The sequence below is a fragment of the Enterobacter sp. C4G1 genome (genome assembly GCF_052886895.1).
Genome location: NZ_JBQVVV010000002.1, coordinates 933980 through 953123 on the forward strand (window position 1 = coordinate 933980; position 19144 = coordinate 953123).

Annotated in this window: 17 protein-coding genes, 2 tRNA genes and 1 other RNA gene; 8 read left to right on the forward strand and 12 right to left on the reverse strand. The window is 49.7% G+C overall.

The window, feature by feature from the left end:
* Window positions 1-30: 30 nt before the first annotated feature.
* Window positions 31-360: an HI1450 family dsDNA-mimic protein gene (locus ACT9TW_RS18485; protein ID WP_003856748.1), complete on the forward strand. Its 330-nt coding sequence runs from the start codon at window positions 31-33 to the stop codon at window positions 358-360.
* Window positions 361-391: 31 nt separating this feature from the next.
* Here the strand turns inward: ACT9TW_RS18485 and ACT9TW_RS18490 are convergent, their stop codons facing one another.
* The 7 genes from ACT9TW_RS18490 to ACT9TW_RS18520 all read right to left on the reverse strand — a co-directional run bounded on the left by ACT9TW_RS18490 (window position 392) and on the right by ACT9TW_RS18520 (window position 8322).
* Complete coding sequence (locus ACT9TW_RS18490) at window positions 392-1261, reverse strand: ion transporter (RefSeq protein WP_446493322.1); 870 nt, start codon at window positions 1259-1261, stop codon at window positions 392-394.
* 14 nt (window positions 1262-1275) lie between these two features.
* Entirely contained in the window at window positions 1276-2280 is a 1005-nt protein-coding gene (gene oppF, locus ACT9TW_RS18495; protein ID WP_446493323.1) for a murein tripeptide/oligopeptide ABC transporter ATP-binding protein OppF, read from the reverse strand.
* Window positions 2277-3290, reverse strand: a complete 1014-nt coding sequence (gene oppD / locus ACT9TW_RS18500; protein WP_014070537.1) for an ABC transporter ATP-binding protein — start codon at window positions 3288-3290, stop codon at window positions 2277-2279. The genes oppF and oppD overlap by 4 nt, the downstream gene beginning before the upstream one ends.
* Window positions 3291-3301: 11 nt before the next feature.
* A complete protein-coding gene (gene oppC / locus ACT9TW_RS18505) occupies window positions 3302-4210 on the reverse strand; it encodes an oligopeptide ABC transporter permease OppC (RefSeq protein ID WP_182061338.1) in 909 nt (302 codons plus the stop codon).
* A gap of 14 nt (window positions 4211-4224) precedes the next feature.
* Window positions 4225-5145 (reverse strand): oligopeptide ABC transporter permease OppB, encoded by a 921-nt coding sequence (gene oppB, locus ACT9TW_RS18510; protein WP_014070539.1) that lies wholly within the window; start codon window positions 5143-5145, stop codon window positions 4225-4227.
* A gap of 123 nt (window positions 5146-5268) precedes the next feature.
* Window positions 5269-6903, reverse strand: a complete 1635-nt coding sequence (oppA, locus tag ACT9TW_RS18515; RefSeq protein WP_446493324.1) for an oligopeptide ABC transporter substrate-binding protein OppA — start codon at window positions 6901-6903, stop codon at window positions 5269-5271.
* Window positions 6904-7674: 771 nt separating this feature from the next.
* On the reverse strand, window positions 7675-8322 hold the full coding sequence (locus ACT9TW_RS18520; protein WP_014070541.1) for a YchE family NAAT transporter: 648 nt from the start codon (window positions 8320-8322) through the stop codon (window positions 7675-7677).
* 480 nt (window positions 8323-8802) lie between these two features.
* On the opposite strand from ACT9TW_RS18520, the gene adhE reads away from it, so the two are divergent.
* Window positions 8803-11481 carry a bifunctional acetaldehyde-CoA/alcohol dehydrogenase gene (gene adhE / locus ACT9TW_RS18525; RefSeq protein ID WP_182061341.1) on the forward strand — a complete coding sequence of 893 codons (2679 nt, stop codon included), beginning with the start codon at window positions 8803-8805 and terminating at the stop codon, window positions 11479-11481.
* A gap of 80 nt (window positions 11482-11561) precedes the next feature.
* Here adhE and tdk read toward each other — a convergent pair whose 3' ends face one another.
* Window positions 11562-12176, reverse strand: coding sequence for a thymidine kinase (gene tdk / locus ACT9TW_RS18530; RefSeq protein WP_446493325.1), 615 nt, complete (start codon window positions 12174-12176; stop codon window positions 11562-11564).
* Window positions 12177-12726: 550 nt separating this feature from the next.
* Between tdk and hns the strand changes: the two genes are divergently transcribed.
* Window positions 12727-13140 carry a histone-like nucleoid-structuring protein H-NS gene (hns, locus tag ACT9TW_RS18535; RefSeq protein ID WP_008502781.1) on the forward strand — a complete coding sequence of 138 codons (414 nt, stop codon included), beginning with the start codon at window positions 12727-12729 and terminating at the stop codon, window positions 13138-13140.
* Between the two features lie 205 nt (window positions 13141-13345).
* Here the strand turns inward: hns and galU are convergent, their stop codons facing one another.
* From galU to rssA, 3 genes are all read right to left on the reverse strand, one after another.
* Window positions 13346-14254: a UTP--glucose-1-phosphate uridylyltransferase GalU gene (gene galU, locus ACT9TW_RS18540; protein WP_182061343.1), complete on the reverse strand. Its 909-nt coding sequence runs from the start codon at window positions 14252-14254 to the stop codon at window positions 13346-13348.
* A 197-nt stretch (window positions 14255-14451) separates the two neighbouring features.
* Window positions 14452-15465, reverse strand: a complete 1014-nt coding sequence (gene rssB / locus ACT9TW_RS18545; protein ID WP_446493326.1) for a two-component system response regulator RssB — start codon at window positions 15463-15465, stop codon at window positions 14452-14454.
* A 92-nt stretch (window positions 15466-15557) separates the two neighbouring features.
* Entirely contained in the window at window positions 15558-16460 is a 903-nt protein-coding gene (gene rssA / locus ACT9TW_RS18550) for a patatin-like phospholipase RssA (protein WP_446493327.1), read from the reverse strand.
* 114 nt (window positions 16461-16574) lie between these two features.
* Here rssA and ACT9TW_RS18555 point away from each other — a divergent pair, with 114 nt between their 5' ends.
* The 5 genes from ACT9TW_RS18555 to ACT9TW_RS18575 all read left to right on the forward strand — a co-directional run bounded on the left by ACT9TW_RS18555 (window position 16575) and on the right by ACT9TW_RS18575 (window position 18460).
* A complete protein-coding gene (locus tag ACT9TW_RS18555; RefSeq protein WP_446493328.1) occupies window positions 16575-17033 on the forward strand; it encodes a YchJ family protein in 459 nt (152 codons plus the stop codon).
* Window positions 17034-17081: 48 nt separating this feature from the next.
* Entirely contained in the window at window positions 17082-17924 is an 843-nt protein-coding gene (gene purU, locus ACT9TW_RS18560) for a formyltetrahydrofolate deformylase (RefSeq protein WP_182061347.1), read from the forward strand.
* Between the two features lie 156 nt (window positions 17925-18080).
* Window positions 18081-18165, forward strand: a tRNA-Tyr gene (locus ACT9TW_RS18565).
* A 43-nt stretch (window positions 18166-18208) separates the two neighbouring features.
* A non-coding RNA gene (locus tag ACT9TW_RS18570) (RtT sRNA) lies at window positions 18209-18340 on the forward strand.
* A 35-nt stretch (window positions 18341-18375) separates the two neighbouring features.
* Window positions 18376-18460 (forward strand) — tRNA-Tyr (locus ACT9TW_RS18575).
* 197 nt (window positions 18461-18657) lie between these two features.
* On the opposite strand, the gene ACT9TW_RS18580 is transcribed toward ACT9TW_RS18575, so the two are convergent.
* Window positions 18658-19101: an Lrp/AsnC family transcriptional regulator gene (locus ACT9TW_RS18580; protein ID WP_446493329.1), complete on the reverse strand. Its 444-nt coding sequence runs from the start codon at window positions 19099-19101 to the stop codon at window positions 18658-18660.
* Window positions 19102-19144 lie beyond the last annotated feature (43 nt).

Consider the following 19144-nt stretch of genomic DNA (forward strand, 5'->3'; position numbering starts at 1 on the left):
GTGCCCAACGATGTTAAACAGGTAGTCATCATGGAAATGGATCTGAACAATCGCCTGACCGAAGACGAAACGCTCGAGCAGGCCTATGACATTTTTCTCGAACTGGCGGTTGATAACCTCGATCCCGCAGACGTGATCCTCTTTAATCTGCAATTTGAAGAGCGCGGCGGTGCCGAGTTGTTCGACCCTGCAGAAGACTGGGCAGAACACGTGGATTTCGACCTCAACCCGGACTTCTTCGCCGAAGTGGTGATTGGGCTTGCTGATGAAGATGGCGGTGAAATTAACGACATCTTCGCCCGCGTGCTGTTGTGTCGCGAGAAAGACCACAAGCTGTGCCATATTCTCTGGCGTGAATAATAAAAAAGGCTGCAATCGCAGCCTTTTTTATTTAATCCGGCAGTTCGTTACCACACCGGTTGCAATACCGGGCGCTGTGCTCATGGCCGCGTTGCTGGCAATTCGGGCACCGGCGTTCAAATTGCCGTTTCTGAAATGCGGAACTCATGTGGGTGGTAATCAGCCCTGTGGGAATAGCAATCACCGAATAACCAATCAGTATCAGTACCGAAGCAACAATGCGCCCGAGTGGCGTATGAGGTGTAATATCACCATACCCCACCGTCGTGACGGTAACAATAGCCCAATAGACGGACGCATTCAGCGTGGTGAATCCATATTTTGGCCCCTCGATTAAATACATCAGCGCGCCAAAAACGATCATCACGATGGCGATAAACGAATAGAAAAGTACCAGTTGATGGCGTGCGCTTATTATCGCCTGCCAGAATACCCGTAACGACGGCATAAAGCGCAGGAGCTTGAGGATGCGCAGAACCCGAATCGCACGCATGGCCCGCCAGGCGAAGACGTAATCGAGGCTAATTTCCGGCCACAGCCACATCACATACAGCGGAAGGATCGTCGCAAGATCGATAAATCCCCAGAAGCTAAAGACATATTTTGCCGGGTTCGGCCAGCAGAATACCCGCAGCAAATATTCACAGGTAAAGACCAGAGTCACAATTAACTCAAGCCAGACAAACACGTGCCATTCGTCAAATGTCAGGTGGTACTGCGTCCCGGCACCTGATTCGACAAAAATAATAATCACACTCAGCAGCGCAAATAAGCCGCAAATCCCTTCGGATCGACGGCCTGAGCGCGTTTTAAGATCGAACAAATAATGATAAAGCCGCTGACGGGCAGAAATAGATAATCGCGACACATTAACCTCGCAAAAAATAAGGGCTGACATCATGTCAGCCCTTGCGATTATAACGGGTCTACTTTAAGGCAGGAAACCGCATGTCGGAAACTGCCTTCCAGTACCGGTCGAGTTTGCGCGCATTCCGGCCCAGCCATCGGGCAGCGGGTGCGGAAAACACAGCCCGAAGGCGGGTTAATTGGTGATGGCAATTCACCCTCAAGAAGCTGGATGGTTTTGTTCTTTTCCAGATCAGGATCGGGAACCGGCACAGCTGACATCAGCGCTTTCGTATAGGGGTGCAACGGATTGTGGTACACCTCATCGTATGTGCCAAGCTCAACTGCATGGCCGAGATACATCACCAGAACACGGTCAGAGATGTGTTTTACCACCGCCAGATCGTGCGCGATGAAGATAAGAGACAGACCCATCTCGCGCTGCAATTTTTGCAACAGGTTAACCACCTGCGCCTGAATCGACACGTCCAGTGCTGATACCGGCTCATCACAGATAATCAGCTTCGGCTCAAGGATCAACGCACGTGCGATACCAATACGCTGGCACTGGCCGCCGGAGAACTCGTGCGGATAGCGGTTGATGAGGTTAGGCAACAGGCCCACTTTCATCATCATCGCTTTTACGCGATCGCGAACTTCCTGGCGCGGCATCTTTGGATGGTAGGTACGCAGCGGCTCAGCAATGATTTCGCCAATGGTCATACGCGGGTTCAGTGATGCCAGCGGATCCTGGAAAATCATCTGAATATCGCTACGAACATCGCGCCACTCGGCTGGCTTCATACCCAGCAGATCTTTACCCAGCCAGGCAACTTTACCGTCGGTGGCTTTCACCAGGCCGATAATCGCACGGGCAAAGGTGGATTTACCGCAGCCAGATTCGCCCACCACGCCCAGAGTTTCCCCTTCGTACAGACGCAGCGTCACGCCATCGACGGCCTTAAGGGTTTTAGGCGGTTGCCAGAACCACTGCTTGCCATCTTTGATGTCGAAATGCACTTTCAGATCGGCAATTTCGAGCAGCACATTTCTTTTTTCGTCTAACGCGTTCATACCAGCTCCTCATGCGACTTAAAGCAGGCGCGCAGGCGGCCTGGTGCAAACTCTTCCAGTGGCGGAGCACTGTTACAGATTTCCATCGCATGTGGGCAGCGAGGCTGGAACGGGCAACCTTTTGGCAGACGCAGTAAGTTTGGCGGGTTACCTGGAATGGTCAACAGCGATTCCCCTTCCGCATCAAGACGCGGAACGGCATTCAACAGGCCAATGGAGTAAGGATGCGCCGGGTTATAGAACACGTCACGGGCTTTACCGTACTCCATAGTACGGCCGGCATACATCACCAGCACTTTGTCACAGATACCTGCAACAACGCCAAGGTCATGGGTAATCATGATAATGGCGGTATTGAACTCGCGCTTAAGCTCATTCAGCAGCGTCATGATCTGCGCCTGCACGGTAACATCCAGCGCAGTGGTAGGTTCATCGGCAATCAGCAGCTTAGGACGGCAAAGCAGCGCCATTGCAATCATGACGCGCTGACGCATCCCGCCAGAGAATTCGTGCGGGAACATGCGCATACGCTTACGCGCTTCAGGCATTTTCACCGCATCCAGCATTTTCACAGATTCTTCAAAGGCTTCCGCTTTACCCATGCCTTTATGCAGCATCAGCACTTCCATCAGCTGCTCACCCACACGCATGTACGGGTTGAGTGACGTCATCGGGTCCTGGAAGATCATGGAGATCTGTTCAGCACGCAGCTTGTTCAGCTCTTGCTCTGGCAGGTTAAGGATCTCTTTACCGTTAAAGGTTGCCGAGCCCCCAATACGGCCGTTTTGTGCCAGAAGCCCCATCAGTGCAAAAGCCGTCTGCGACTTGCCTGAACCCGACTCGCCAACGATCCCCAGCGTTTCACCTGCGCGCAGGTTGAAATTGAGGTCGTTTACCGCCGTCACATCGCCATCTGGCGTTTTAAAGGTTACGCGGAGATCTTTCACATCCAGCAGGATTTTGCCCTGCGCTTGCGCCGCCGGCGCAGATGCCGTTTCAATAATAGTCATCACGGCGCTCCTTAACGATCTTTCGGGTCGAGGGCATCACGCAGGCCATCGCCGATAAAGTTGAAACAGAACAGGGTTACAACCAGGAATCCTGCCGGGTAAAGCAGCAACCACGGTGAAACTTCCATCGAGTTAGCGCCATCACTGAGCAGTGCGCCCCAGCTACTCAGCGGCTCTTGCGTACCAAGGCCCAGGAAGCTCAGGAAGGATTCAAACAGGATCATGCTTGGCACCAGCAGAGAGGCATACACCACTACCACGCCCAGCACGTTAGGAACAATGTGGCGAACCACAATATTGCCGGTTGAAACGCCGCCGACCTGTGCCGCTTCGATAAACTCTTTGCGTTTAAGGCTCAGCGTTTGACCACGCACGATACGCGCCATATCCAGCCAGGACACCATCCCGATTGCCACGAAGATAAGTAGGATGTTCTGACCGAAGAAGGTCACCAGCAGGATGACGAAGAACATGAACGGGAAGGAGTTTAAGATCTCCAGCAGACGCATCATGACCGAGTCCACTTTGCCGCCCAGGTAGCCGGAAAGTGAGCCGTACAACGTCCCGAGGATCACCGCCACCAGCGCTGCGGCAATACCTACCATCAGCGAGATACGGCCACCAATAGCGACACGCACCAGCAGGTCGCGGCCAGAGGAGTCAGTTCCAAAATAGTGCCCAGACGCCATATCAGGCGCACTGGACATCATGCCCCAGTCGGTATCGAAGTAGGTGAACTGCGACAGCATTGGCGCAAGGGTCACGAACAACGCAATGATCACCAGAACAATCAGGCTGGCAACGGCTGCGCGGTTATGCATAAAGCGACGGCGGGCGTCTTGCCAGAGGCTACGTCCTTCCACTTCCAGTTTTTCACTGAAGTTTTCCAGCGCCTCGCTGTTTTTCTTACTCAACATCATGGCGTGCTCCAGTGTTAGTAACGGATTTTCGGGTCGATAACGGCATACAGCACATCGACAACTGCGTTAAAGAGAATGGTTAATGCACCGACTAGAATAGTCAGGCTCAGTACCAGCGAATAGTCGCGGTTGAGCGCGCCGTTAACAAACAGCTGACCAATTCCCGGCAGACCATAAATGGTCTCGATAACCATTGAACCTGTAATGATACCGACGAAGGCTGGCCCCATATAAGACAACACCGGTAACAGCGCAGGTTTAAGCGCATGGCGCAGAATAATGCGGCGCATAGGCAACCCTTTGGCACGCGCAGTACGGATGAAGTTTGAATGCAGGACTTCAATCATCGATCCACGGGTAATACGCGCGATACTGGCGATATACGCCAGAGATAATGCCACCATCGGCAAAATCATAAACTTGAGTGCCCCGCCGTTCCAGCCGCCCCCAGGCAACCATTTCAGCGTGATGGCAAATATCATCACCAGCAATGGCGCGACAACGAAACTGGGGATAACCACCCCGGTCATTGCGACCCCCATTACTGCATAATCCCATTTGGTATTTTGTTTAAGCGCGGCGATAACACCCGCTGCAACTCCGAGAACCACGGCCAGGATAAATGCCGCAGCACCTAATTTGGCCGACACCGGGAAGCTCGATGCCACCAGGTCGTTAACGGAATAGTCTTTATATTTGAATGACGGTCCAAAATCGCCGTGCGCCAGCTGCTTCAAATAATTGAAGTACTGCGTGGAGATAGGGTCGTTTAAATGGTATTTCGCTTCGATGTTCGCCATTACTTCTGGCGGCAGCGCGCGCTCGCTGGTAAACGGACTACCGGGAGCAAGACGCATCATGAAGAATGAAATAGTAATAAGAATAAAGAGCGTCGGAATCGCTTCAAGACAGCGACGTAGGATAAATTTCAACATTGCCCGTACCTTCTGGCGTGTGCCTTTTACACCTGAGCTTTCAGAAAACCTGAAAATTCGGGTGTATATAGTGCGATGAGTTAAGACACAGTGGGGCAAATGACTTTGCCCCACGGATTGCCATTAATGCTTAATGATGTACAGATCTTTAGTATAGATGTTGTCCATCGGGTCTTTACCGGTATAACCGCCAACCCAAGGTTTCACCAGGCGCGCGTTCACGTAGTAGTAAACCGGTACAATCGCAGAATCTTTGCCTAACTGCTGTTCTGCTTTGTCGTACAGGGCAGTACGTTGCGCTTCATCAGTCACTTTAAGCGTGTCTTTCATGATCGCATCAAACGCCGGGCTCTTATAATGCGCGGTGTTCATGGAGCTGTCAGACAGCATGGTATTCAGGAAGGACGTTGGTTCGTTGTAGTCCGCACACCAGCCAGCACGTGCCACGTCGTAGTTACCCTGGTGACGGGTATCGAGGAAGGTTTTCCACTCCTGGTTCACCAGTTTCACATCCACACCCAGGTTTTTCTTCCAGATGGATGCCGCAGCGATTGCCAGTTTCTTGTGCAGATCGGAGGTGTTGTACAGCAGGTTAAACGTCAGCGGTTTGTCAGCGGTGTAACCAGCTTCGGCCAGCAGTTTCTTCGCTTCTTCGTTACGTTTTTCCTGAGTCCAGGTGAACCACTCTGGTTTGCTCAGTTTTGCACCGTCCGCGTATGGCGGGGTGTAACCGAATGCCGGCAGGTCGCCCTGTGCTTTTACTTTGTTTACGATGATATCGCGGTCAAGACCCAGTTTCAGCGCGGTACGAACGCGAGCATCGGTAAACGGTGCTTTCTGGTTGTTGATTTCATAGTAATAAGTACACAGGTACGGGTCGACGTGAACTTCGGTCGGGATCTCTTTTTTCAGTTTCTGGAAGAGTTCGATCGGCAGGTTGTTATAGGTCATGTCGATCTCACCGCTGCGGTAGCGGTTAACGTCTGTCACTTCAGATGAGATCGGCAGATAGGTAATCTGGTCTACGATGGTTTTCGCGTTATCCCAATAGTTGGTATTACGCTCCATTACGATACGTTCGTTAACGACCCAGTCTTTCAGTTTATACGCACCGTTGCTCACGATGTTAGCAGGCTGAGTCCATTTCTCACCGAATTTCTCAACAGCGGTTTTGTTAACCGGAGACATTGCCGGGTTCACCAGCAGTTTGTAGAAATACGGGACAGGCTCGCTCAGGGTCACTTCCAGAGTATGATCATCAACGGCTTTCACGCCGAGTTCTGATGGGGCTTTTTTACCGTCGATGATTTCATCAACGTTCAGGATGTGGCCGTACTGCGGATAGCTGGCGTATGGAGAAGCGGTTTTCGGATCAACCAGACGCTGCCAGCTATATACGAAATCTTGTGCGGTGACAGGTTCACCGTTGGACCATTTTGCATCTTTACGCAGATGGAATGTCCAGACTTTAAAGTCTTTGTTATCCCAGCTTTCAGCAACACCCGGAATTGGGTGACCGTCTTTAGTTGACGTAATCAGCAGACCTTCGAACAGGTCGCGGCTGATGTTTGCTTCAGGTACGCCTTCAATTTTGTCCGGATCCAGAGACTGCGGCTCAGCGCCGTTGTTACGGATCATGGTTTGCTTTTCTGCCAGCGAAACGCCCGCAGGCACATCGGCAGCCATTGCCATATTACCCGCGATTAGCGCAGTCAAAATTCCCGCGGCAATCAGACTTTTTTTTGTGATGATGGACATTGTGTTGATACTCCACTCATTATAATTACTGGCTTTGCCAGCTGTGTAATCCCCTGTTGGGGCCTGTACAGCGCAGGAGTTTTTTTTGCTACTGTCAGGTTCTTTTTTACTTCTTGCTATCACCGACTTCTTTATTACTGACCGCTCGTATGGCCGTCTTGCGTCGATTCTTAACACGCCTCCCCTGTTATGAGACGTGCGCTGGATATCTGAGATGAACACTATATGAAAGTAATTCTCATCTACTTGTTTAGTGCGCGAAATATAAGGCCGGAAAGTACCAAATGGCGTAATCTCGCGCCAATACATTTTGCAAATTTGTTAAGCAATTCTCTTTTACGGTGATTACCGTTTCTTTGGGGGCAGCCCTGCCAGGCACTGAAAATCAAGGAAAACAATTGATATTCAATACGATAGAGGAATTTTCCTCTCCAAGCGCGTCGCTGCGCTATCATTGACTGGTTTTGTACGAAAATTTAACAACTGGTTATTATTTAGCACATTCCTCTAGGGGAACGTTGAAATTACTAATATCATTTCGGTTATCTCTCAGCAAGCCCCAGAGTATCATGTGAGTAAAATAACAGACCGTTTGGATGGTTTCTGTGCAGGCACGTCAATGGGAAATAGCTAACGTATTGAAATTAAAGAAAAGGCTATTATTAGTAGAATTTATTATGACGCATCGCCATTTCAATTTTATTTATATGATTTGCTGATAATCACGTAAAAAAAACGGAGCCACAGGCTCCGTTCTTTCATATGAAGAATTCAGTGCAATAGCCCGGGGAAAATGCTCTTTATCCCGGTGACGATAAATTCGATCCCCAGCGCCATCAGCAGCAGCCCCATGATACGGGTAATGACGTTAATGCCTGTTTGTCCCAACAAGCGAACCAGCCAGGGTGCCATACGGAACACACCCCAACAGCACAACGCAAAAATAGCAATGGCGACAGAGAAACCTATAAGGTGCATCAGATTGTGGTAACGCGTGCCCCACACGATCGTTGAGCTGATTGCCCCTGGGCCGGCCATCAATGGCAACGCTAGCGGCACGACACCGATACTTTCACGGACAGACGTTTCTGACTTCTCTTGTTTGTTTTGCTTATCTTCACCTAATTTGCCGCTGATCATCGACATGGCAATGGTGACAACCAGGATCCCACCCGCTATACGGAATGAATCGATAGAAATGCCGAATATCTGCAAAATGCCGTCGCCCAGGTACAGTGACGTCAGCAGGATAATGGCAACAGACATGTTGGCCGTCAGATTGGTTTTGTTCCTGGCCGCTGCCGTCTGGTAGCTAGTCATACTAATGAAGACAGGAATAATCCCCACGGGGTTGACCAGGGCGAACAAACCAATAAAAAACTTAAAATATGTTGGAAAATCAAAGAGCGTTTGGATCACGTTTAGCTCCGCCTATGAGCATGGCCAGGGACTTACAGTGTGTCATGATAACACCGCGCTGAAGATACGCTTTTTATCAGCACACTTCACCAGAAATCTATGTCAAAACGCTATCATTTCATGATGTTAAACATTTGTATTCTCAATGATATCGTCACTTCCAATAGTTACTTAATTATTTAACACTGGAAAATTCTCAAAGAAATAACCCTGCTGAAAGGTATCAGCTTGGGGTAAAATTGATGTAGATCATGATTTTCGTACTCAGAAGTGAGTAATCTTGATTACGCCCCCAGGGAGATCACCTATCAAAAAGGGATGATGCTAAGGTAAGGCTCTTTTAGTAAATTAGTGTGTTAGAGCGGCAAGTAACCCTTTGTTTTATTATGTGTTACGCAAGTATTATCGGCTCTGACTATACTGTCTCTCGTATCGAGCGCTGGTTTACTAATAGAGTTTAAACATTATCAGGAGAGCATTATGGCTGTTACTAACATCGCTGAACTGAACGCACTCGTCGAGCGCGTCAAAAAAGCCCAGCGTGAATATGCCAATTTCACCCAAGAACAGGTTGATAAAATCTTCCGCGCGGCCGCTCTGGCTGCTGCAGATGCTCGAATCCCTCTCGCTAAAATGGCCGTTGCCGAATCTGGCATGGGTATCATTGAAGATAAAGTGATCAAAAACCACTTTGCTTCTGAGTATATCTACAACGCCTATAAAGATGAGAAAACCTGTGGCGTCCTGTCTGAAGACGACACCTTCGGTACTATCACTATTGCTGAACCAATCGGCATTATTTGTGGCATCGTTCCAACCACCAACCCAACTTCTACCGCAATCTTCAAATCGCTGATCAGCCTGAAGACCCGTAACGCAATCATCTTCTCCCCGCACCCACGTGCTAAAGATGCAACGAACAAAGCTGCTGATATCGTATTGCAGGCGGCTATCGCTGCAGGCGCACCAAAAGACCTAATTGGCTGGATCGACCAACCTTCTGTTGAACTGTCCAACGCACTGATGCATCACCCTGACATTAACCTGATTCTGGCGACCGGTGGTCCTGGTATGGTTAAAGCAGCTTACAGCTCCGGTAAACCAGCAATCGGCGTAGGTGCAGGTAACACTCCTGTCGTTATCGACGAAACTGCGGATATCAAACGTGCTGTTGCTTCTGTACTGATGTCTAAAACCTTCGATAACGGCGTTATCTGTGCATCTGAACAGTCCGTTGTTGTTGTTGATTCTGTGTACGATGCAGTTCGTGAACGTTTCGCAAGCCACGGCGGCTACATGCTGCAAGGCAAAGAGCTGAAAGCCGTTCAGGACATCATCCTGAAAAATGGCGCGCTGAACGCCGCTATCGTTGGTCAGCCTGCGTATAAAATCGCTGAACTCGCAGGTTTCACCGTTCCGACCACCACTAAGATCCTGATCGGTGAAGTGAAAGTTGTTGATGAGAGCGAACCATTTGCTCACGAAAAACTGTCACCAACTCTGGCAATGTACCGTGCGAAAGATTTCGAAGACGCGGTAGAAAAAGCAGAGAAACTGGTTGCCATGGGTGGTATCGGTCACACCTCATGTCTGTATACCGACCAGGACAACCAGCCTGAACGTGTTGCTCACTTCGGTCAGATGATGAAAACAGCACGTATCCTGATTAACACCCCTGCTTCTCAGGGTGGTATCGGTGACCTGTACAACTTTAAACTCGCACCTTCCCTGACTCTGGGTTGTGGTTCCTGGGGTGGTAACTCCATCTCTGAAAACGTTGGTCCAAAACACCTGATCAACAAGAAAACCGTTGCTAAGCGAGCTGAAAACATGTTGTGGCACAAACTTCCGAAATCTATCTACTTCCGCCGTGGCTCCCTGCCAATCGCGCTGGATGAAGTGATTACTGATGGCCACAAACGTGCGCTCATCGTGACTGACCGTTTCCTGTTCAACAACGGCTATGCAGACCAGATCACCTCTGTTCTGAAAGCGGCTGGCGTAGAAACTGAAGTCTTCTTCGAAGTTGAAGCTGACCCAACACTGAGCGTTGTTCGCAAAGGTGCTGAACTGGCGAACTCCTTCAAACCAGATGTGATCATCGCACTGGGTGGCGGTTCCCCAATGGACGCCGCGAAAATCATGTGGGTAATGTACGAGCATCCAGAAACTCACTTCGAAGAACTGGCGCTGCGCTTTATGGATATCCGTAAACGTATCTACAAGTTCCCGAAAATGGGCGTAAAAGCGAAAATGATCGCCGTTACTACCACTTCCGGTACCGGTTCAGAAGTGACTCCGTTTGCAGTTGTTACCGATGATGCAACAGGGCAGAAATATCCACTGGCTGACTATGCACTGACTCCAGATATGGCCATTGTTGACGCCAACCTGGTAATGGACATGCCGAAGTCACTGTGTGCGTTCGGTGGTCTGGATGCAGTGACTCACGCCCTGGAAGCTTACGTTTCTGTACTGGCATCTGAGTTCTCTGACGGTCAGGCTCTGCAAGCGCTGAAACTGCTGAAAGAAAACCTGCCAGCGTCCTACAACGAAGGGTCTAAAAACCCTGTAGCACGTGAGCGTGTACACAGTGCAGCAACTATCGCGGGTATCGCGTTTGCTAACGCCTTCCTGGGTGTTTGTCACTCAATGGCGCACAAACTGGGTTCTCAGTTCCACATTCCTCACGGTCTGGCGAACGCCCTGTTGATCAGCAACGTTATCCGTTATAACGCGAACGACAACCCAACCAAACAGACTGCATTCAGCCAGTACGACCGTCCGCAAGCACGTCGTCGCTACGCTGAAATCGCAGACCATCTGGGTCTGAGCGCTGCGGGTGACCGTACTGCTGCGAAAATCGAGAAATTGCTGGCATGGCTGGATAGCATCAAAGCTGAACTGGGTATTCCTAAATCTATCCGTGAAGCTGGCGTTCAGGAAGCTGACTTCCTCGCTCACGTAGATAAACTGTCTGAAGATGCCTTCGATGACCAGTGTACCGGTGCTAACCCGCGCTACCCACTGATCTCCGAGCTGAAACAGATCCTGCTGGATACCTACTACGGTCGCGAGTTCAAAGAAGATGACGTTGTAGCAACTAAAGTTGAAGCTCCTGCGGCAAAAGTTGACAAAAAAGCGAAGAAAAGCGCTTAATTGACAGCCCGATAAAAAACCCGCCATTGGCGGGTTTTTTTATGTCTGCCGGTCGGGCAATTAAAAGAACAGACCTTCTCTTATTTCCGGTTCTCGCTTTGAATGGCCGTCAGCGAACCCACAACCAACGCTTCTTTATAGTGCTTACGACAAACCGAAACATAGCGTTCATTCCCCCCTATCACCACCTGCTCACCATCGGCGTAGGGTTTTCCTGACTGATCAAGGCGCAGTACCATGCTGGCTTTACGGCCGCAGAAACAGATTGTTTTTAATTCGACGAGTTTATCTGACCACGCGAGTAAATATTGGCTACCGGCAAATAGCTCTCCGCGGAAATCTGTTCGCAGGCCATAACAGAGCACCGGGATATCCAACTCATCAACGACATCTGAAAGGGCATGTACCTGCTGGCGCGTCAGGAACTGGCTCTCGTCTACCAGGACGCAATGTACAGGCCGTGACGCATGTTCTGCACGTATATCCGCTAACAGGTCAGTTTCGGGGTTATACAGCTTTGCAGGTGACGAAAGACCTATCCTTGAACTCACTTTCCCTGCGCCAAAGCGATCATCAATTTCGGCTGTGTAGACCACCGTATGCATCCCCCTCTCCTGGTAATTGTAGGAGGACTGGAGTAACGCGGTCGATTTCCCTGCATTCATTGCCGAATAGTAGAAATAAAGTTGTGCCATTGGCCGTAAAACCCTAATCAATGTGTAATATTCCCGATGGTTCATTGTACCATATTTTGTCTCTCCATCAGCGACACGCCGCACAGAGTATGGGTTTCAGGGGAAAGGCATCAGCTGGCAGGCTAAGAAAATAATCCGTTAAAACATGAAGTAAACGCATTTCTCAGCTTAGTAAGGTTAAGCGTTTAGTCAAAGATAACACTTCTTTTTATACTGGATTCCGCATTCATTAAAATTCACTATTTATTAACTATTGTCGACAACACTCTGCTTTTCTGGAGTAATACAAAAGGCTGATATTTATCCGCCGTAACTATAATTCCTGCGGTAAATGTCACAAAAACAAACATGTGTTCGGCAACCTTATGAACTATGACGTGATAAGAGGCTCTCAGGTAAGGCATGAAATTTAAGTTAGCGTAATTAATAATAGCGTCTCATATTTAGTATTTTTTGAATTCCTTACATTATCACCTATTGCACAAGTCAATTTATGGCTCTATTATTAGGACAACAAACCACCCCCCATTATAAGTTTGAGATTACTACAATGAGCGAAGCACTTAAAATTCTGAACAACATCCGTACTCTTCGTGCGCAGGCAAGAGAATGCACCCTTGAAACGCTTGAAGAAATGCTGGAAAAATTAGAAGTTGTAGTTAATGAACGTCGCGAAGAAGAAAGCGCAGCTGCTGCGGAAATCGAAGAACGCACTCGCAAACTTCAGCAATATCGTGAAATGCTGATTGCTGATGGTATCGATCCAAACGAATTGCTGAACAGCATGGCTGCTGCTAAAACCGGCACCAAAGCGAAACGCGCTGCTCGTCCTGCGAAATATAGCTATGTCGATGAGAACGGCGAAACTAAAACCTGGACTGGCCAGGGTCGTACTCCTGCTGTTATCAAGAAAGCAATGGATGAGCAGGGTAAACAACTGGATGACTTCCTGATCAAGGATTAATCAGGACGCATTCTAAAAAATCCCGCTAAATGCGGGATTTTTTGTATCTGTAATACGCAACGAACATCCCCTTACACTCTGTCATATAGCGACAAGACGCTAGTTATAAATACTTACATTCCGCGTCAGGCAACCCCGCCGGGGTTATGGGCATAAAAAAACCGGTGGGCATTGCCACACCGGTTTAGTTCATCCGGGAAACAGATTATTTTTTAATACCCATGCTCTCCTGGAGCCAGGATTTAAATTCTTCACCCAGAGTATTGTGACGAATGCCATATTCAACAAACGCCTGCATATAACCGAGTTTATTACCGCAGTCATGGCTCTTACCTTTCATATGGTAAGCCTCGACGGTTTCTTTCTCGATCAGCATATCAATGCCATCAGTCAGCTGGATCTCATCACCCGCTCCTGGAGGGGTTTTCGCCAGCAGCGGCCAGATTTCTGCGCTCAGGACGTAACGACCCACAACGGCCAGATTAGACGGTGCAACATCCGCTTTTGGCTTTTCAACAACGCCAACCATCGGCACGCTTTCGCCAGGCTCCAGATTAACCCCTTTGCAGTCTACAACGCCGTATGCGGTTACATCCGCAACAGGCTCAACCATGATCTGGCTGCTGCCGGTTTCATCGAAGCGTTTAATCATCTCTGCCAGGTTATCCCGGGACAGATCGGATTCGAATTCGTCCAGAATAACGTCTGGCAGAATAACCGCCACTGGCTCATCACCCACGACAGGGTGTGCGCACAGTACCGCATGACCCAGGCCTTTCGCCAGACCCTGACGAACCTGCATGATGGTGACATGTGGAGGGCAAATAGACTGAACTTCCGCTAACAGCTGACGCTTAACGCGTTTTTCCAGCATGGCTTCAAGTTCAAAACTTGTATCGAAATGGTTTTCGATAGAGTTTTTGGATGAATGCGTAACCAGCACAATTTCGGTAATTCCGGCAGCGATACATTCATTAACGACATACTGGATTAATGGCTTATCAACCAACGGCAGCATCTCTTTAGGGATTGCCTTCGTTGCGGGTAGCATCCTTGTTCCCAATCCCGCTACCGGGATAACGGCCTTTCTGACTTTCGAATTTAGGGCAGCCATTGAAATTCTCCTGAGCTGTTCAAGTTTTGAACTTATTCAATAAATAACGCGTTGAGTATATCAGCCTCACCATACAGTCCGGGTCTGAAAAGGACGCGTTGCCGATCAATTAGGATAAATACGCATGAATCTGGCGGTGATAGTAGCACTGTCAGCAAAACACCGGAAAAGCAATCTGACGAATAAAAGTCAATTGCTTATTCCGTGGACAACATTAAGCGTAAGCGCCCCCCTGCCCCCCAAATTTGGCACTGCCATGAGGAACAACGGTGGCTAATTTGATTAAGATAAGCTGTTCCTAATGTCCCCAAAGGAACACCGTTGCTTACCTGAATATGATGCTCCCCCGTATTGAGCGATGCGTTTAGCCCGGCAGATACGAGGATAAGGTTTTTCAGACCGCTGTGGTAATAACCGACCAGCAGCGGAAATTGCCCCGGCAAATTGGCCTGACGAAAGAGATGATTTACCTGTTTAAGTAAACTGCCTAATTCAGGAAGTCGTTGACCCTGATGAGATAACTGCTCCTGCAAGAGCCCATTAAATAGCGCCCGAAGTAACAGTGCAGCTAATACACCGTTGTCACCTGCCCGCGTAACATCCAGACAATAAAACGCGAGGTCGGAATCAGATAAAGGGGCAATATCAAGCACCAGTCCGGGTTCGTCTGCAGCGACCAGTTGGCGATAATTTATACGGCAATGAGAAATAGTCTGTTGAACCGGTGGCTGAAGTTCCTGCAACAATTTTGAGGCCGCCAGCGGATTACTGACTAACGCATCCCAGTCCTGGAAAAGGCGCTCTTCTTCCTCAACCCGAGAATTAAACATATTGGGATACAGGCAAGCCAGTACCGTTTCACGCAGGCGATTCAAATCTTTGACTGGCTTTAACAAAATATCCTGCACGCCTAAACGCAATGCCCGGGCAATATCAGCCATGTTTTCGGTGGCAGAAATCACCAGAATCGGGATCTGATCACCCTCGTTTCGAAGATGCTCGACCAGCTTGAGTCCGTTCATACGCGGCATGGCAATGTCACAAATCATCAGATCAGGGGTGATAGTGACCATTTTTTCCAGAGCTTCAATACCGTCCTCGGCAAGCGATGTCACCGCCCCCAACGAGGATAACCACGAATCCAACAGCGAACGGAAAACGGGCTCGTCTTCAACTATCAAAATGTGTTTTCCGGCCAATGGCTGTGTCATGGTTCCTCCCCTGGCTGACAGTTACTAAATAGTGGCATGTGATCGGTACTATCGCCTGTCAGATTTTGCTGAAGTAATCAAAAAAAGGGTGTTCAGGCGGATGTCCGCACAAACGGCAACAGCTCATCCATTTTCTTCTCAACGGCTAACGAACCCGCTGCAATGGCGGCTTCAGCACGATGGAAGTCCAGGGTAGCGATTTGAGGGCAATACGGTTGAATAAGGATATCAGGCGGGTCACCCGCCATGCGGTTACGTTTAAGGCGGTTTTCAAGCACCTGGATAGAGGTCGTCATGATTTCGATTGCCGTCGGTGCGGCAACCGAACGACGCGCCGCCATTCGCCCTATTTGCCCACGCAAGCGTTCATGCCAGGCGAGTTTTTCCCCTTCAGCATCCTCACTTTGAAGATTGACAGGTAAAAGCTCCTGCTGCATCAGGTGCGCATCGTGTTGCAAATCTACGGCAATCACGATATCTGCGCCCATCGCACGGGTGAGTGAAATAGGAATCGGGTTCACCACTCCACCATCAACCAGCCAGTAGCCGTTATGCGGAACGGGGGCCATTAAACCTGGCATACTACAGGAGGCGCGCACGGCAAGATGGATATCACCTTCGGTAAACCAGAGTTCCCGACCCGTGCTGAGGTTTGTCGCTACAGCGCCGAAAGGCAACTGACAATTGCTGAAGTCTTCAAGAGGCATTATCTGGCGGAACTGATTAAACACCCGTTCGCCACGCAGTAAACCGCCGCGTTGCCAGGAGAGATCCATCAGACGCAGAACATCCCAGTAACTGAAGGAACGAACCCAGGTTTCCAGCTCCGGGAGCTTCCCGCAGGCGTACGCAGACCCAACCAGCGAACCGATAGAACACCCTGCAACGATATCAATATCAATGCCCATCTCTTTTAGGGCATTAATTACGCCGATATGTGACCATCCACGAGCTGCACCTGAGCCCAGCGCCAGTCCAATTTTTACCTTTCTCATTAGCCCTGATTTACTTCCCCTGGATTCTCAACATAGCGTCAACGCAACTGCTCAGTTAACATGGTGCTACCCGAAGCGTTTTACGCCCTTATTTTTTGTTTCAGGAAGAGAATCGTGTCTCAACTCTGCCCCTGTGGTAGCGCTCTGGATTATAGCCTATGTTGCCAGCGATATCTTTCTGGCGAGCAGGTTGCACCAGACCCGTCACAGCTTATGCGTTCGCGTTATACTGCTTTTGTGATCAAAGACGCAGACTATCTGATTAAGACCTGGCACCCGTCTTGCCATGCCGCCGATTTTCGTCAGGACATTGAAGCTGGCTTCGCCAACACACAGTGGCTTGGCCTGACCGTTTTTGAAGCATCGCCCGGAAGCAACGACAACGAAGGCTACGTCAGCTTTGTTGCCCGCTTTACCGAGCGCGATAAAACGGCTGCCATTATCGAACGCTCCCGTTTCTTAAAGGAAAACGGGCAATGGTATTATATTGACGGTACGCGCCCTCAGATCGGTCGTAACGATCCCTGCCCTTGTGGTTCAGGTAAAAAATTTAAAAAGTGTTGCGGGCAGTAACGCCCGACAACTCAGATTTCGCAAATACTCAAACAGGATTTCCCGGCGATGCAATCATTACAACGTAAAGTTCTGCGCACCATCTGTCCCGATCAAAAAGGGCTGATCGCACGAATTACCAACATTTGTTACAAGCATGAACTGAATATCGTGCAGAACAACGAGTTCGTTGACCACCGTACCGGTCGCTTCTTTATGCGTACCGAGCTGGAAGGCATTTTCAACGACACAACCCTGCTTGCCGATCTTGATAGCGCATTACCTGAAGGTTCTGTTCGTGAACTGACGCCTGCAGGCCGTCGTCGCATCGTGATTCTGGTCACTAAAGAAGCGCACTGCCTGGGCGATCTGCTGATGAAGGCAAACTACGGTGGGCTGGATGTGGACATTGCTGCCGTTATTGGTAACCACGACACGCTGCGTACGCTGGTTGAACGTTTCGATATTCCGTTCGAACTGGTGAGCCACGAAGGTCATACCCGTGAAGAGCATGACGATTTAATGGCGCAGGCCATTGAAGCGCATAACCCGGACTACGTGGTGCTGGCAAAATACATGCGCGTGTTGACCCCAACCTTCGTGTCACGTTTCCCGAACAAGATTATCAACATCCACCACTCGTTCCTGCCGGCCTTTATCGGCGCTCGTCCATACCACCAGGCGTATGAGCGCGGTGTGAAAATCATCGGTGCAACCGCGCACTACGTGAATGACAACCTGGACGAAGGTCCAATCATCATGCAGGACGTGATTCATGTGGATCACACCTACACAGCAGAAGACATGATGCGTGCCGGGCGTGACGTAGAGAAGAATGTACTAAGCCGGGCGCTCTATCAGGTATTGGGTCAACGCGTCTTTGTTTACGGTAACAGAACCATCATTCTTTAATCTTTTGGAAAATGAATTGATTAGCTTTGCGCCTTTACGGATAAAAAGCAGGCAAACAACTTCATTTCGCTAAAGGAATACTTTACAGGGGCGTCTCATTTGATATGATGCGCCCCGCTTCCAGACGAAGCAGGCCAGTAAAAAGCATTACCCCGTGGTGGGGTTCCCGAGCGGCCAAAGGGAGCAGACTGTAAATCTGCCGTCATCGACTTCGAAGGTTCGAATCCTTCCCCCACCACCATTATTCACCACAGTGATGTGGTAAAACCGATGAGATAATGTGAAGTTTGCACTCATCGGGAAGGGTGAGAACCTTCGATTAAGGTTCGACTCTCGCGGAAGCGAGAGAACGTTGCCAAAGGCAACGGCCCGAAGGGTGAGGAGCGAAGCGACGAATAATCCTTCCCCCACCACCATCTTCAAGCTGTACCTCAAAATTAGCATTACCCCTGGTGGGGTTCCCGAGCGGCCAAAGGGAGCAGACTGTAAATCTGCCGTCATCGACTTCGAAGGTTCGAATCCTTCCCCCACCACCATCACTTCTAAGTCAACACGCATTCACTCTTTGCACCATGTCACATATTCTTCCTGTGCGGGGAATGATGTATACCAATGCCTGTATCTGGCATCTGCACACCTGCTTTCCCCGGTGGCGCTTCGCTTACCAGGGCTACAAATCGTACTCCCCCCTTTTAGGCCGGGTAAGGCGCAGCCGCCACCCGGCAACAGACAGCTACATCGGTGGCAACCGTCGCTTCACCGGAGAACTCTTCACAATCGATGTATTGCACTGGGCATGTTCAGCAAGACCATCCAGCAATAGATCAAGCTGCTCAATTGAACGCACCACCAGCCTGATAACAAAACAATCCTCACCCGTCACTTTGTCGCTCTCAATACACTCCGGCATGGCCTGGATGTATTTATCCACCTTATGTAACAACCCCGGTAGCGGCCGCACACGTACCAGTGCCTGCAAGGTATACCCCAGCGCGGCTAAATTCACGCGCGCGCCATACCCCTGAATCACGCCCCGCTCCTCCAGCCTTTTCAGACGCTCTGCGGTGCTTGGTGATGTCAGCCCGATACGGCCACTCAGCACTTTCAACGACACGCGCGCATCCTCCACCAGGCAGGCTAATATCTGGCGGTCGATATCATCGAGAAGGTAATCCATAGCATTCACCTAATTTAAAAACGCCATAACTGTATTTCACCTT

Coding starts and splice junctions, on each gene's coding strand:
- adhE (WP_182061341.1), top strand. CDS start 8,803: ATGGCTGTTACTAACATCGCTGAACTGAACGCACTCGTCGAGCGCGTC.
- purU (WP_182061347.1), top strand. CDS start 17,082: ATGCAATCATTACAACGTAAAGTTCTGCGCACCATCTGTCCCGATCAA.
- ACT9TW_RS18490 (WP_446493322.1), bottom strand. CDS start 1,261: ATGATGTCAGCCCTTATTTTTTGCGAGGTTAATGTGTCGCGATTATCT.
- rssB (WP_446493326.1), bottom strand. CDS start 15,465: ATGACACAGCCATTGGCCGGAAAACACATTTTGATAGTTGAAGACGAG.
- ACT9TW_RS18580 (WP_446493329.1), bottom strand. CDS start 19,101: ATGGATTACCTTCTCGATGATATCGACCGCCAGATATTAGCCTGCCTG.
- ACT9TW_RS18485 (WP_003856748.1), top strand. CDS start 31: ATGGAAATGGATCTGAACAATCGCCTGACCGAAGACGAAACGCTCGAG.
- oppB (WP_014070539.1), bottom strand. CDS start 5,145: ATGTTGAAATTTATCCTACGTCGCTGTCTTGAAGCGATTCCGACGCTC.
- oppC (WP_182061338.1), bottom strand. CDS start 4,210: ATGATGTTGAGTAAGAAAAACAGCGAGGCGCTGGAAAACTTCAGTGAA.
- oppD (WP_014070537.1), bottom strand. CDS start 3,290: ATGACTATTATTGAAACGGCATCTGCGCCGGCGGCGCAAGCGCAGGGC.
- oppA (WP_446493324.1), bottom strand. CDS start 6,903: ATGTCCATCATCACAAAAAAAAGTCTGATTGCCGCGGGAATTTTGACT.
- tdk (WP_446493325.1), bottom strand. CDS start 12,176: ATGGCACAACTTTATTTCTACTATTCGGCAATGAATGCAGGGAAATCG.
- hns (WP_008502781.1), top strand. CDS start 12,727: ATGAGCGAAGCACTTAAAATTCTGAACAACATCCGTACTCTTCGTGCG.
- oppF (WP_446493323.1), bottom strand. CDS start 2,280: ATGAACGCGTTAGACGAAAAAAGAAATGTGCTGCTCGAAATTGCCGAT.
- galU (WP_182061343.1), bottom strand. CDS start 14,254: ATGGCTGCCCTAAATTCGAAAGTCAGAAAGGCCGTTATCCCGGTAGCG.
- rssA (WP_446493327.1), bottom strand. CDS start 16,460: ATGAGAAAGGTAAAAATTGGACTGGCGCTGGGCTCAGGTGCAGCTCGT.